Origin of the sequence: Acidovorax sp. 1608163, assembly GCF_003669015.1 — a bacterium.
Lineage (GTDB): Bacteria > Pseudomonadota > Gammaproteobacteria > Burkholderiales > Burkholderiaceae_C > Acidovorax.
In genome coordinates this window covers 4,977,400-4,990,848 of the sequence record NZ_CP033069.1, presented here as the reverse complement: position 1 = coordinate 4,990,848, position 13,449 = coordinate 4,977,400, and the positions used below count along the sequence as shown (strand labels likewise).

General features: G+C 64.7%; 12 protein-coding genes. 2 read left to right on the top strand and 10 right to left on the bottom strand.

Annotation, left to right across the window (positions count from 1 at the left end; translation table 11 throughout):
- Positions 1-22: 22 nt before the first annotated feature.
- The 9 genes from EAG14_RS22280 to EAG14_RS22240 form a co-directional block, all read right to left on the bottom strand.
- Positions 23-1,207 (bottom strand): amidase, encoded by a 1,185-nt coding sequence (locus tag EAG14_RS22280; protein ID WP_121730188.1) that lies wholly within the window; start codon positions 1,205-1,207, stop codon positions 23-25.
- A 13-nt stretch (positions 1,208-1,220) separates the two neighbouring features.
- A complete protein-coding gene (locus tag EAG14_RS22275; protein WP_099658900.1) occupies positions 1,221-2,222 on the bottom strand; it encodes an ABC transporter ATP-binding protein in 1,002 nt (333 codons plus the stop codon).
- A 109-nt stretch (positions 2,223-2,331) separates the two neighbouring features.
- Positions 2,332-3,369, bottom strand: a complete 1,038-nt coding sequence (locus EAG14_RS22270; RefSeq protein ID WP_121730187.1) for an ABC transporter ATP-binding protein — start codon at positions 3,367-3,369, stop codon at positions 2,332-2,334.
- Positions 3,370-3,373: 4 nt separating this feature from the next.
- Complete coding sequence (locus EAG14_RS22265) at positions 3,374-4,309, bottom strand: ABC transporter permease (RefSeq protein ID WP_162996073.1); 936 nt, start codon at positions 4,307-4,309, stop codon at positions 3,374-3,376.
- Positions 4,310-4,322: 13 nt separating this feature from the next.
- On the bottom strand, positions 4,323-5,276 hold the full coding sequence (locus tag EAG14_RS22260; RefSeq protein WP_099657237.1) for an ABC transporter permease: 954 nt from the start codon (positions 5,274-5,276) through the stop codon (positions 4,323-4,325).
- A 126-nt stretch (positions 5,277-5,402) separates the two neighbouring features.
- On the bottom strand, positions 5,403-6,995 hold the full coding sequence (locus tag EAG14_RS22255; RefSeq protein ID WP_233205609.1) for an ABC transporter substrate-binding protein: 1,593 nt from the start codon (positions 6,993-6,995) through the stop codon (positions 5,403-5,405).
- A 322-nt stretch (positions 6,996-7,317) separates the two neighbouring features.
- On the bottom strand, positions 7,318-8,835 hold the full coding sequence (locus EAG14_RS22250; protein ID WP_121730186.1) for a CoA-acylating methylmalonate-semialdehyde dehydrogenase: 1,518 nt from the start codon (positions 8,833-8,835) through the stop codon (positions 7,318-7,320).
- 70 nt (positions 8,836-8,905) lie between these two features.
- The gene (locus EAG14_RS22245; protein ID WP_121730185.1) at positions 8,906-9,535 is read right to left on the bottom strand and encodes a DJ-1/PfpI family protein; all 630 of its coding nucleotides are present in this window, start codon (positions 9,533-9,535) and stop codon (positions 8,906-8,908) included.
- Positions 9,536-9,552: 17 nt separating this feature from the next.
- Positions 9,553-10,911: an aspartate aminotransferase family protein gene (locus EAG14_RS22240; RefSeq protein WP_099742525.1), complete on the bottom strand. Its 1,359-nt coding sequence runs from the start codon at positions 10,909-10,911 to the stop codon at positions 9,553-9,555.
- Between the two features lie 110 nt (positions 10,912-11,021).
- On the opposite strand from EAG14_RS22240, the gene EAG14_RS22235 reads away from it, so the two are divergent.
- Both EAG14_RS22235 and EAG14_RS22230 read left to right on the top strand, forming a co-directional pair.
- Positions 11,022-11,984 carry a LysR family transcriptional regulator gene (locus tag EAG14_RS22235; RefSeq protein ID WP_121730184.1) on the top strand — a complete coding sequence of 321 codons (963 nt, stop codon included), beginning with the start codon at positions 11,022-11,024 and terminating at the stop codon, positions 11,982-11,984.
- Between the two features lie 53 nt (positions 11,985-12,037).
- Positions 12,038-12,340 carry a flagellar basal body protein gene (locus tag EAG14_RS22230; RefSeq protein ID WP_099657242.1) on the top strand — a complete coding sequence of 101 codons (303 nt, stop codon included), beginning with the start codon at positions 12,038-12,040 and terminating at the stop codon, positions 12,338-12,340.
- A 117-nt stretch (positions 12,341-12,457) separates the two neighbouring features.
- On the opposite strand, the gene EAG14_RS22225 is transcribed toward EAG14_RS22230, so the two are convergent.
- Entirely contained in the window at positions 12,458-13,414 is a 957-nt protein-coding gene (locus tag EAG14_RS22225) for a hypothetical protein (RefSeq protein WP_121730183.1), read from the bottom strand.
- Positions 13,415-13,449 lie beyond the last annotated feature (35 nt).

Sequence of the window (13,449 nt, the reverse complement as noted above, 5' to 3'; positions counted from 1 at the left end):
ACAAACTCCCCGTTCACCGAACTCAGGCCGCTGCAGCAATCCGCTCCGCCAACCCCACCAGTGATCTATCGCTGCCAGCGGGGCCCAGCAAGGACAGCCCCAACGGCGCTCCATCGCGCTGCGCCATCGGCATGGACAACTGCGGAAAGCCTGCCAGCCCTGCAATGCAGAGCATCTGGATGGCACGGTTGCGGTAGTCCTCCAGGCTGCTCTCGGGTGCAACCCGCAAGGGCGCCACATCGGGCATGGTTGGCATCAGCAACACCCCGTCGGCTCCCAACAAGTCGGCCATATGCTGCTTGAATCGACCGCGAAAGGCACCTGCAGCAGCCACCTGCGCATCGGTCACGGCGCGCGACCACGTAAACCGCTCTGCCACACCAGGCCCCAGGGGTGGGGCAAAGCGCTCGATCAGTGGACCATCCGTCATCCAGGCTTCACGGCCTTGCAGGTAGCGAAAGTTCCAGAACATCGCATCGAACGAATCCAGCGCTACCTCTACGCGGCTGGGCGCCCCCAGCACAGCGGTCACGCGCTGGGTGGCGGCCTGGAACGCATCCACCACACCGGGCGCCAAGAGGCCCCAAACATCGGCAGGCCACAGCACGCGTACCTGGGGCGACAGGGGCGGCACATCTGCCGCCAGCAGCACATCGGCAACGCGGGCAAAGGTGTGCGCATCGCGGGCGAACCAACCGCAAGTGTCCAGGCTGGGGGCCAAGTCCAGAGCGCCTTGCAGGCTGATACGCCCGTGCGTAGGACGCAAGCCATACAGACGGCAGTGGTTGGCCGGGGCACGCACCGACCCCCCGGTGTCTGTGCCCAAGGCAAAGTCACACAGTCCGGAGGACACCGCCGAAGCCGAGCCCGATGAAGAGCCTCCTGTGATGCGTGTGGGCGCAGCACCGTTGATGGGCGCGCCAAAGTGGGCGTTGTTGCCATTCATGGAAAACGCCAGCTCGTCGGTCACCGTTTTGCCGACCACGCGAGCACCTGCGTCCAGCAGTTTTTGCACCGTGGGCGCCGTCTGCGCCTTGATGCCCGACTGGGCCAGCACGAGCGGATTGCCGCCCCCCGTGGGGTAGCCAGCCACATCGAACAAATCCTTGACCCCGAAAGTCAGGCCCGACAGTGGGCCGGAGCCAGCATGGGCCAAAGGCACGTCGGGATAAGGCACAAAGGCATGGGCAGGGTCGTGCAAGGGCATGGCGGCAGTGGCGTTAATGGGTGAACAAAGCGGGAGCGGGGGCTGCGGCATCGAGAGCATCGGTGCGCAGGCAGCGGGCCTGGTGGCCGGGGACGATAGCCACCAGCGGGGGCTGCTGCAATCGACATGCCTCGGCGACCAGTGCACAGCGCTCAGCAAACGCACACCCTGGCGGCAATGCAGACAGGTCCGGCGGAGCCCCGCCAATGGTCTGCAGCGGCAGGCCGCGCGCCATGGCACCGTGGGCGCGGCTTTGCAACAGGGCCCGCGTGTAGGGGTGGCGTGGGTTGCGGATCAGGTCGTGGGCCGTGCCCTCTTCCACAATGCGCCCGGCATACATCACGGCAATGCGGTCGGCCACCTCCACCGCGGCACCAATGTCATGGGTGACAAAGATGACCGAAAGCCCCAAATCACGCTGCAGCTCACGCAACAGCAGCAGGATCTGGATCTGCACCGTGGCATCCAGCGCCGTGGTGGGCTCATCGGCCAACAGCAGCTGCGGGTGGCAGGCCAGGGCCAGGGCGATCATGGCGCGCTGGCGCATGCCGCCCGACATTTCATGGGGGTAAGCCTGCAGACGGCGCTCTGGACTGGGGATGCGCACACGCTCGAACAACGCCAGCGCGCGCTGTTGGGCCTGGGTTGCGGTGGCGGCGGGCTCATGGCGCCGGATGGCCTCCACGATCTGCGCACCCACGGTGTACACCGGGTCCAGCGCCAGCAAAGGCTCCTGGAAGATCATGGAAGTGACCTTGCCCCGGTAGTCCGCCAAAGCCTTGCCCGACAAGGCCAGTACATCCATGCCCGCCACCCGCACTTCACCACCCAGGCGCGTGCGCCGCTCGGGGTGCAAACGCAGCAGCGTGCGCAAGGTGACGCTTTTGCCCGAGCCGGACTCACCAATCAGTGCCACCACTTCGCCCCGGCCCACCTGCAAGCTCACTCCGCTGACGGCCTGCACGGGCTTGCGACCTCCGGTGAAGGTGACACTCAGGTCGCGTAGCACCACCATAGGCTCTTCGTTGGATGTGGACATCATGGTCGGATTTTTCTCTGGATGAGTTCAGCGACGGGACGGCATTGAGGAAGGTCACCAAAGGCGTGCCATGGTTGCCGGGCTTTCATGCCACCTGGCGCAAAGGCAAGGCGTTGGGATGGCCGCTGCCGGATTCGTGTTGCAGGCAGGCCACCATGCGCACGGGCGTGGCCCACGTGCGCTGCGGCACCTGTTGCGCACACACGGGCGCCGCCAGGCCGCAGCGCGGGTGAAACCGGCACCCCGGAGGCGGCTGGATAGGGTTGGGCGGGTCTCCCGCCAAAGGGGCTTCTTCAGTGCGGTGGTCCGGGTCCATCGACGGCATGGACGACAAAAGGGCTGCGGTGTAGGGGTGCGCAGGCTGCTCAAAGAGCGCATCCGAAGGCCCGATCTCTGCCACCTGGCCCAGGTACATCACCATCACCCGGTCACTCATGTAATGCACCACATTCAGGTCGTGGCTGATGAAGACATAGGTCAGGCCAAACTCCGCCTTCAGGTCGGTCAGCAGGTTCAGCACCTGGGCTTCCACCGATTTGTCGAGGGCGGAGACGGCTTCGTCCAGGATCACCATGCGCGGCTGCAAAGCCAGCGCCCGTGCAATGTTCACCCGCTGCCGCTGACCGCCTGAAAGCTCGTGCGGGTAGCGCTCTGCAAAGCGCGTAGGCGCCAGACCCACGCGGTCCAGCAGGTTGCGGGCGCGGGCGACGGCATCGCGCCTTGGCAGTCCGTGCACCTGCGGTCCAAAGGCCACCGAGTCTTCAATGGTCAGGCGCGGGTTCAGCGATGCATAGCTGTCCTGAAACACCATTTGTACCTGCCGCCGAAACTCCTTGAGTGGCAGGTCACGGCTGCCCACCGTGCGGCCGTCAAAAATGACCTCGCCCGCCGTGGGCTCCATCAACTGCATCAATAGCCGCGCCGTGGTGGACTTGCCGCAGCCCGACTCCCCCACCACCCCGAGTGTTTCGCCTTTGATCACCTCAAAGTCCACGCCGTCCACCGCGTGCACCACGCCACCGCCGCGCCCGAACGCGTCCTTCTTGAGCGGGAAGTGCTTGACCAAGCCCCGCACGGTGAGCAACGGCTGCGCAGGTCCGCCGACATCCAGGTTCACATGCATGGCATCAGCCCTTGTTGTCCATGGCCGACCGCAGGCCGTCCGAGAGGATGTTGAACGAGATGGAGGTGATGAAAATCATCAACCCGGGCAGTGCAGCCACCCAGGGCTGCACGTAGATGGCCGTGCGCAAGGTGTTGAGCATGAGGCCCCACTCGGGCTCGGGCGGCTTCACACCCAAGCCCAGAAACGACAGGCCTGAGGCCAGGATCATCGACACCGCAATCAGGCTGGTGGCATACACGAAGATGGGGCCCAGCACATTGCCCAGCACGTGCACCCGCACGATGGTGAAGGCATTGGCCCCCGACGCGCGCGCGGCCTCCACATAGTCGCGGTTGCGCACCTGGGTGGTCACGCTCTCGGCCACGCGCACGATCTGCGGGATGAACACGATGGTCAGCGAGATGAGCGAGTTGACCATGCCCGCGCCCAGCACACCCGACAGCGCAATGGCCAACAGCACCGAGGGGAAGGCATAGAACACATCCACCGTGCGCATGATGGCGGTGTTCACCAGGCCACCGGCATACCCTGCCACGATGCCGATGACCGAGCCGATTACAAACGCACACACCACCGGTGTTATGCCAATGAACAGGGACAGCCGGGCACCCACAATCAAGCGCGAGAGCATGTCGCGCCCCAGCTCGTCGCTGCCCAGCGGAAGGCCCTCGGTGCCGATGGGTTTGAGGCGCTTGAGCATGGACGATGCATACGGGTCAGCGGGCGCAATCCACGGCCCGAACACGGCCAGGGCGATGAGTACCACCACCACCAGGGCCGCCCCCATGGCGACGGGGTCGTGCGTGAAGCGGATGAAGGCCGCCGTCCAGTACCCACGCGATCGCTGCGCTGGCAACGCGCCTGCAGCCAAGGCATCCGGTGACGATGGGGCAGGGGACAAAGAATGGGGTGAAGACGCGGCAGTCAAGATGGTCATGGAGGTCCCTCCTTCAAGCGCGGGCAATGCGCGGATCCAGCAGCGTTTGCAGCATGTCCACCAGCAAGTTGAGCAACACAAAGAACAAGGCCAATACCAGAATGGTTCCCTGCAGCAAAGGCAGGTCGCGCTGGAAGATGGCGGAGTTGAGCAAGAAGCCCGTGCCCGGCCAGGAGAACACGGTCTCGATCAGGATAGAGCCCCCCAACAGGTAGCCCAGTTGCAGCCCCATCACCGCCAGCGCCGTAGGCGCTGCGTTCTTGACCATGTGGCGAAACACACCAAAGTGCGTGAGCCCCTTGGCCCGCAGGCCCACAATGAACTCCTGGTCCAGAATTTCGGCCACCAGGGCACGCACGGTGCGCGCGATGATGCCCATCGGGATCACCGACATCGTGATGGCAGGAAGCACCAGGAACTGCAGGTGCTCCCAGTCCCAGGCCCAGTCGGACGAGCCCCCCGGGCCCGCCCCCGTGGCGGGTAGCCAGGCCAGCTGCGAGCTGAAAACGATCACCATCACCATGCCCAGCCAGTAGTGCGGCACGCTCACCCCCAGCACCGACAGCAGGGACGCCAGCCGGTCTACCCACGAGTGGCGAAAGTACCCCGCCACAAAGCCAAACAGACTGCCCAGCACAAAGCCAATGGCTGTGGCCACCACGGCCAGGCGCAGGGTGTTGGCCACGGCCGTCATCACTTCGCCCGCCACGGCGCGGTTGCTGGCAATCGATACGCCCAGGTCACCGTGCAGTGCGCGCCACACCCACATCGCAAACTGCTCAGGCAGCGATCGGTTAAACCCATACAACTCGCGCAACTGGGCCTGCAGCTCGGCCGAGGCGTCGGGCGGCAAGATAGACACCAGCGGATCGCCAGGGGCCAGGTGCACCAGTAAAAAGCACACCAGCGCCACGCCCAGCATGATAGGCAGGGCATAGACGATGCGGCGCAGCAGATAAGCAACCATGGGACAGTCCTGCAACGGGGTGAAGGGTCAAGCTGCGCGCCCGCAGGGGCTGGGCGCTGGGCGCAGGGCGCAGGGCGCAGGGTGCAGGGTTCGCGCCGGGCTGGCCGGTGTGACCCTGCCCGGACATCAATCCATCGTCATCGTGGCGATGTCAATGAACCAGCTCTTGGGCTGCACCACGTTCTTGACCTTGGCCGACAGGGCACGCGGCCCCACGTCGTGGGCGATCCAGACAAACGGTGCGTCTTCCACGATGTGGGCATGCAACTTGGCCAGGGCAGCGTCACGGGCCTTGTCGTCAAAACTGGTGCGGGCATCGGCCACCAGCTTGTCCACCTCGGCATTGCCGTAGTAACCCCAGTTGTTGGACACCGGCGGGAAGGCCTTGGTGCTCACAAATCGCACCATGGCAAAGAACGGATCCATGGCGGCAAAGCTGATGTTCACGGCGTTCGCGCCATTGGCTGACGGGTCCTTGGCGCCCTTGCGCCAGTTGGTGAACAAGGTGTTCCACTCGATCACGTCGAACTGCACGTCGAAGTAGCACTGCTTGAGGGACTGCTGCGCAAACTCATTCATCGGCAGTGGCTGCATCTGTCCCGATCCCGAGGCCGAGATCTGCACCTTCACCTTGATGGGCTTGGCAGCCGAGTAGCCCGCCTGCGCCATCAAGGCCTGTGCCGCCTTCACGTCGTACTTGATGTCGAACTTGGGGTTGCCCCACCAGGGGTGGCCGGGCGGCACCGTGCCCTTGGGCTCGGCCATCATGCCGCCCAGCAGCTGCTTCATGCCGCCACGGTCAATGCACAGGTTGGCCGCCTGGCGCACACGCTTGTCCAGCCAGGGCGAGCCCTCAGCAAACGACAGCTGCCACGGCCATACGTGGGGCTGGGCGTTGGAGTAAATCTTGAAACCACGCTGCGTGATCTGCGGCATGGCATCGGGCGCAGGCGCCTCGATCCAGTCCACCTGGCCGCCCAGCAACGCGGCCGTGCGGGCATTGGCCTCAGGCATGGGCAACATCACCACCTTGTCGATCTTGGGCGTGCGCTTGGCATCCCAATACGCCTTGTTGGCGGCCAGCTCCAGGCGCTCACGCGCCACAAACCGCGTCACCTTGAAGGGACCCGAACCCGCGGGATCGGCCGCAAAGGCGGTCCACGCAGCCTTGGACTTGTCGGCCGGTGTGGCGCCAGAGGCTGCATCAAACTTCTTCTGCCAATGTGCAGGCGAGGCCATGAACAGATTGGTGAGGTTGATGGGCAGAAAGGCATCGGGCTCGCTGGTTGTCAGCTCTACCGTGAGGTCGTCGATCTTGCGGGCCGAGCGCAGCGTGGGCATGCGCGACGCCGTCACGCCCACCTGGCTGGCGTCAAAGTGCACGGCGTCCTTGTCCAGCACCTTGGCCACATTCCACACCACCGCATCGGCATTGAAGGCCGAGCCATCATGGAATTTGACACCAGGGCGCAGCTTGAAGACCCACTTGGTCTTGTCCTTGGCATCTACCGCCCACGCGGTAGCCAGCCCCTCGATCAGCACGCTCGGTGCATCGGCCTTTGACAAATCCCATTGCGTGAGCGAGTCGTAGATGGGAATGCCGGTGAAGCGGTTGCCCTCAAAGCCCTGGTCAGGCTGCCCCAGCGTGCGCGGAATGTCGGCAGCCGTCATGGCAATGCGCAGCACTTTGTCCTGCGCCACCGCAGCGCTGCCACCCATGAGCGTGAGGGCCGAGAACAGGGCCAACACCAACGCGTTGCGACGCTGGGGGAGAGATTGCGACGTCAGGACATTGCGCATGGATTCACCTTCAAAAGGGGTTGCGGGTTGATGGATGCAACACCCTTCAAGCAATTGATATGCCACGCGAAATACGCCAGCACAGCCCCCGTTGCACCACGCTGCAGCCCTCGCACCCTGGTCCCACCACACTGGTGCGTAAACCGCTGCCTCAGACCCCATCCCCAACGTCCGCGCACCAAAGAAAACGGCCCACAAGGGGCCGTCTCTGCAGGAGCGCGCTGCGCTTCTTAGCGCCTGCTCATCGGCTGCTCGGGAAGCTGAACACCGCGCCTTCGCGCACGCCCGCCGATGGCCAGCGCTGCGTGATGGTCTTGCGCTTGGTATAGAAGCGCACGGCGTCGGGACCGTAGGCGTGCAGGTCGCCGAACAGGCTGCGCTTCCAGCCACCGAAGGAGTGGTAGGCCACCGGCACCGGCAGGGGCACGTTCACGCCCACCATGCCGACCTGGATGTGGTCGGTGAAGTAGCGGGCGGCCTCGCCGTCGCGGGTGAAGATGCAGGTACCGTTACCGTATTCATGGTCGTTGATGAGCTGCATGGCTTCCTGCAGCGTCTTTACGCGCACCACGCCCAGCACGGGGCCGAAGATTTCTTCCTGGTAGATCTTCATGCCGGGTTTGACGTTGTCGAACAGGCAGGCGCCCAGGAAGTAGCCTTCTTCATGGCCCGCCACCTTCACCGAGCGGCCGTCGACCACCAGCGTGGCGCCTTCGGCCACGCCGCTGTCCACATAGGCCTTCACTTTCTCGAAGTGGGGCTTGGTCACCAGCGGGCCCATGTCGTTGCTGTTGTCGGTGCCGGGGCCGACCTTCATCTTGGCGATCTCGGTCTTGAGGCCCGCAATCACGGCATCGCCCACTGCGTCGCCCACGGCCACCAGCAGCGGGATGGCCATGCAGCGTTCGCCGCACGATCCATACGCCGCGCCCATCAGCGCGCTCACGGCGTTGTCCACATCGGCGTCGGGCATCAGCACCGCGTGGTTCTTGGCGCCGCCCAGGGCCTGCACGCGCTTGCCGTGCTTGCAGCCTTCGGCGTAGATGTATTCGGCAATCGGCGTGGAGCCCACAAAGCTCACGGCCTTCACGCGCGGGTCTTGCAGCAGCGTGTCCACGGCCAGCTTGTCGCCGTTGACCACGTTGAGCACGCCCGGTGGCAGGCCCGCCTCCAGCGCGAGCTGGGCGATGAACAGGGTGCTGCTGGGGTCGCGCTCGGAGGGCTTGAGCACGAAGGTGTTGCCGCAGGCCACGGCCATGGGCCACATCCACAGCGGCACCATGGCCGGAAAGTTGAAGGGGGTGATGCCCGCAGTGACGCCCAGCGCCTGGAACTCGCTCCAGCTGTCGATATTGGGGCCCACGTTGCGGCTGTGCTCGCCCTTGAGCAGTTCGGGCGCGTAACTCGCGTATTCCACGTTCTCGATGCCGCGCTGCAGCTCGCCGTGCGCGTCGGCCACCACCTTGCCGTGTTCGGCGGTGATCAGGGCGGCGATCTTGTCGGCGTTCTCTTCGAGCAGCACTTTCAGCTTGCTCATCACCCGTGCGCGCTTGAGTGGCGGTGTGTTGCGCCAGGCGGGGAAGGCGGCCTCTGCGGAGGCGATGGCGGCTTCCACCGTGGCTTTGCTCGCCAGCGCCACGCTGGTGGTCGACTGGCCGGTGGCGGGGTTGAACACAGGCTGCGTGCGCTCTGTGTCGGCAACGAGCTTGCCGTCGATCAGGTGGCCGACGGTGGTGGTGACGTTCTTGTCGTGGTTCATGGTGATTTCAAGTAAAAATTGCCTCCAGCGCTTGCTGAATAAGCGCCAGCAGCTATCAAATTAATAGTACTCAAGCCGCAACAGCCTGGGTCTCCAGCGTGGGCAGCACGTGCCCCAAGGCCCGGTCGATGAACTCCTGCTTTTCGCCCACCGGGGCAAAGTAGTGCAACACCTCGCGCGCGGCGTCCAGCCCCTTGAGGCGCGCGATCAGCCAGGCCACCAGGTACTGCGACGCCATGCACCCGCCCGCCGTGGCCACGTTGCCGCGGGCGGCAAAGGCACGGGGCACCACGTCCACGCCCGACTCCACCACCCAGGGTTTGCTGGTCAGGTCGGTGCAGGCGGGCACACCACCCAGCAGGCCCAGGCGGCCCAGCAGGTAGGTGCCAGAGCACTGCGCCGCCAGCAGCTGGCGTGCGGGGTTGAGCACGCGCAACGGCTCCATCAGCGCTGGGGTGTTGGCCACTTCGCGCGTCTTCATGCCGCTGCCAATCAGCACAGCGTCGGCTTGGGCCAGCTGGCCCAGGTCTTCATGGGCGTCGATGGTCAGCCCGTTCATGGACGTGACGCGCGGAGTGGGGCTTGCGATGCGCACCTGCCAGTCCTTGTCGCCCAGCAGGGCGATACGGTTCAGCATGCCAAACGCCACCAGCGAATCCAGGTCGTTGAAGGCATCGAAAGTGAGGATGGAAATGCGCATGGGCAGGGCCTGGCGGCTTATGCCGTTTCTTGCAGGGAATCGCCCAGCGCGCTGACCATGCGGTCAATCTCAGCCTCGGTGCTGATGAAGGGGGGCGCGAGCTGGATGGTGTCGCCACCGTAGCGCACGTAAAAGCCCTTGTCCCAGCACTTCATGGCGATCTCGTACGGGCGCTTGGCGGGCTCACCGGGCAGCGCGCTGATGGTGATGCCAGCGGCCAGGCCATAGTTGCGAATGTCGGCCACATGCTTGGCGCCCTTGAGTCCATGTACGGCGTTCTCAAAGTAGGGTGCCAGCGCCTTCACGCGGCCGGGCATGTCTTCCTTTTGCAGGATGTCGAGCACCGCGTTGCCCGCCGCGCAGGCCACGGGGTGGGCCGAGTAGGTGTAGCCGTGGGTGAACTCCAGCATGTACTCGGGGCCGCCCTGCGCCATGAAGGTGTCGTAGATCTCCTTTGTGGCAATCACGCCGCCCAGCGGCTGCGCGCCATTGGTGACCTGCTTGGCAAAGTTCAGGATGTCGGGCGTCACGCCAAAAGCCTCGGAGCCCGTCCAGGCGCCGCAGCGGCCAAAGCCTGTGATGACTTCGTCAAAAATCAGCAGGATGTTGTTCTGCGTGCAGATCTCGCGGATGCGTTCCAGGTAGCCCTTGGGCGGAATCACCACACCGGCCGAGCCGGAGAAGGGCTCCACGATCACCGCGGCGATGTTGGAGGCGTCGTGCAGGGCGATCACGTCCAGCAGCTTGTCGGCCAGCGCGCGGCCGTCGGTGTCGGGCATGCCACGAAAGAACGAGCCTGCGGGCGGCTGGGTGTGGGGAATGTGGTCAGCCTCGATACCCTGGCCAAAGGTCTTGCGGTTGCCCACGATGCCGCCCACGGAGATGCCGCCGTAGTTCACGCCGTGGTAGCCCTTTTCGCGGCCAATCAGGCGCGTCTTGCTCGCCTGGCCCTTGGCGCGCCAGTAGGCGCGGGCCATCTTGAGCGAGGTGTCGGCCGACTCGGAGCCCGAGCCGGTGAAGAACACGTAGTCCAGGCCCGCAGGCGTCAGCTCTTTGAGCTTGTTGGCCAGCGCAAACGAGGCGGGGTGGCCGAACTGGAACGCGGGCGAATAGTCGAGCGTGGCGGCGGCGCGGCCAATGGCTTCGGCCACCTCCTTGCGGCCATGGCCCAGGCCCGAGCACCACAGGCCCGAGAGGCCGTCAAAAATCTTGCGCCCTTCGGCGTCGGTGTAATAGGCGCCCTGGCCGCTCACGATCATGCGCGGCTTGGCCTTGAAGTTGCGGTTGCCCGTAAAGGGCATCCAGTGGGCGTCGAGCCAGGCGGCGTCGGTGCGCACAGCGGCTTCGGGATGGGGGTCGATGACGGCGAAGCTCATGGCGTTCTCCTGGCAATGGATAGGGACGGACACAACATTCTCAAAGCGCCATTGTTGGGGGCGGTGTTAATCTCTCAAATGAAGCAATATCCATGTTTACTTGAGGATTTATGCAAGTAAAAACCAGTGCCGCCCTGCCCAAGGCAGCACCCGCCAAACACCGCGCCGTGCTGGGCCAGCTCAGCGACATGGACTTGCGCCTGCTACAGGTGTTCAAGGCCGTGGTGGAGTGCGGCGGCATGTCGGCCGCAGAGCTAGAGCTGAACATCGGCACCAGCACCGTCAGCCGCCACATGAAGGACCTGGAAACGCGACTGGGCCTGACGCTGTGCCGCCGGGGCCGTGCGGGCTTTGCGCTGACGGGGGAAGGGCAGCGCGTGTACGACGAAACCCTGCGCTTGCTCAGCGCGGTGGACGCGTTTCGCAGCAGCATTGACGACATCCACTCGCGCATGGGAGGGCAACTGGCCATTGCGGTGTTTGACAAAACGGCCAGCAACCCCGCGGCACGCATCAGCGAAGCCATCGCGGCGTTCTCCGCCCAGGCGCCGGGCGTGAACCTGCAATTGCATGTGGGCTCAATCAACGCCATTGAGCGCGGCGTGATGGACGGCAGCTACCACGTGGGCATCATCCCCGCCCACCGCAGCTCGCAAAGCCTCACCTACACCGATCTGTTCACCGAAACCATGCTGCTGTATTGCGGCCCTGGGCACCCGCTGTTTGGTGCTCAGCATGCCAGCCTGGACTGGGAGAGCGTGCGCCACCACCCATTTGCCGGGCTGGGCTACCACTCGCCCAATATGGAGTTGAGCCACCGCGCTGAACTCACCCGTGCTGCCACGGGGTTTGACCAGGAGTCGATTGCCACGCTGATCCTGTCGGGGCGGTTTCTGGGTTTTTTGCCTGACCACTACGCAGAAGCCTTTGAGCGCGCGGGCCGCATGCAGGCGGTGCAACCCGACCAGTTTCACTACGAATGCAAGTTCGTGAGCCTGGTGCGCCGCTCACCCGCCCCATCGCGGGCCACCCAGGCGTTTCAGGATTGCCTGGCGCGGGCCCACTTGCCTTGACGCGGCAAGCGTCCGACAATCCTCCCAATTGCAACATTTTGTGAGGCCTTTTTATGGCAAGCCTTTCTTCCATTGGCAACTCTGGCCTGCAAGCAGCCCAGTTGAGGCTGGATGCATCGGCCCACAACGTGGCCAACCTCAACACCCCTGGCTTTCGCCGCCAAGTGGTCGAGCAAACAGAAGCCCCCGGCAGCAACGGGGTGCAAGCCAGCGTGCAACGCGATGGGCAAGTGGGCTCGGCGCTCGAGAAAGACGTGGTGGAGCAAATGTCCGCCACCTACGCTTTCAAAGCCAATGTGCAGGTGATCAAGACCAATGACCAGATGATGGGCGCCTTGCTCAACACCAAGGCATAGGCGCACACCCGCATACGGGTCCGCGCCAAAAGCCTTCTGACGCCCAAAAGCCCAAAACAAAGGGGCTCCATCTTTTCGGATGGAGCCCCTTTTGCATGGCGTGTAGCACTGGCCAGCCTAATTCAATTCGCCGTACTGGGTGCTGCTCAGATCCGGGCTGGGCGCGTCAGAGCCGGGCATTTCGGTGTCGGCAAACCCTGTGGAACTGGACGGTGGCAGCAAAGGCCCCGAGCGCACGGGAACCCCAGGGCGGGTCGCTGCCGCCGGAGCGGCGGTGGGGCTGCTGGCAGCATCGGCCAGTGCACGTTTGAAAGCGGCTACTTCGTCGGCTTCGATGGGCTCGTAGCGCGACGGCGTGGCGCGGGCCAATGGGGCAGGGCCGGTGTTAGACGCGGGGAGCAGCGGCGCAGGCGCTGTGGCACCTGTGGAGGGACGTGCCGCAGCGGTGGGCGTGGCCGGGAAGCGTGCAGCAGGCTCGGCGGGGAACAGCAGCGAAGAAGACGATGCGAGGACTGGCGCGGGCGCAGCGACTGGCACCGGGGCCGGAGCAGACTTGCGCGCCAGATTGGGGGCAGACAAAGAGCCCTGCGGCTGCGTGGGCGTAATGCCTTTTTGGGGCAGCCCCACCGCCACGTGGTCATTGATGCGCCAGTACACCGCTGTCACCACGATGTCGTAGCGGGTTTTGGCCGTCTGGGCGATCAAGGCTTCGATTTCGCTCAGGCGGGTGGTCTCGCCACCGTACTCGCGGGCCAAATCCATCATCACCAAGAACTGGCGGCCTCGCTGGTCCAGCGACAGCACCTTGAACTTGTAGCTGGCCGACAAAACGCCTGCGCGCACCATGGCATCACGCACCACGGTGTAGAGCAGCTCGCGCCGCTCCATGCGTTCGTTTTTGCGGTTGGCTGCGTGCTCTGGGGGGTTGGGCTCCAAAAGCGGCTGTCCTGGTCGCCCAGGCGCCAGAGGCACAGTGGCATCGGCATTCATCAGCCCGGAGGGCTCTGCCCCGCCGCTGCGGGGCTTGGCCTTGGGCGGTGCAGGTTTGCGACTGAACCAACTGAACAGAGACATGGCTTGCTTTCTTCGGAAGGGCGCCCGTAATAAAT

Coding starts and splice junctions, on each gene's coding strand:
- EAG14_RS22280 (WP_121730188.1), bottom strand. CDS start 1,207: ATGCCCTTGCACGACCCTGCCCATGCCTTTGTGCCTTATCCCGACGTG.
- EAG14_RS22275 (WP_099658900.1), bottom strand. CDS start 2,222: ATGGTGGTGCTACGCGACCTGAGTGTCACCTTCACCGGAGGTCGCAAG.
- EAG14_RS22270 (WP_121730187.1), bottom strand. CDS start 3,369: ATGCATGTGAACCTGGATGTCGGCGGACCTGCGCAGCCGTTGCTCACC.
- EAG14_RS22265 (WP_162996073.1), bottom strand. CDS start 4,309: ATGACCATCTTGACTGCCGCGTCTTCACCCCATTCTTTGTCCCCTGCC.
- EAG14_RS22260 (WP_099657237.1), bottom strand. CDS start 5,276: ATGGTTGCTTATCTGCTGCGCCGCATCGTCTATGCCCTGCCTATCATG.
- EAG14_RS22255 (WP_233205609.1), bottom strand. CDS start 6,995: ATGGGTGGCAGCGCTGCGGTGGCGCAGGACAAAGTGCTGCGCATTGCC.
- EAG14_RS22250 (WP_121730186.1), bottom strand. CDS start 8,835: ATGAACCACGACAAGAACGTCACCACCACCGTCGGCCACCTGATCGAC.
- EAG14_RS22245 (WP_121730185.1), bottom strand. CDS start 9,535: ATGCGCATTTCCATCCTCACTTTCGATGCCTTCAACGACCTGGATTCG.
- EAG14_RS22240 (WP_099742525.1), bottom strand. CDS start 10,911: ATGAGCTTCGCCGTCATCGACCCCCATCCCGAAGCCGCTGTGCGCACC.
- EAG14_RS22235 (WP_121730184.1), top strand. CDS start 11,022: ATGCAAGTAAAAACCAGTGCCGCCCTGCCCAAGGCAGCACCCGCCAAA.
- EAG14_RS22230 (WP_099657242.1), top strand. CDS start 12,038: ATGGCAAGCCTTTCTTCCATTGGCAACTCTGGCCTGCAAGCAGCCCAG.
- EAG14_RS22225 (WP_121730183.1), bottom strand. CDS start 13,414: ATGTCTCTGTTCAGTTGGTTCAGTCGCAAACCTGCACCGCCCAAGGCC.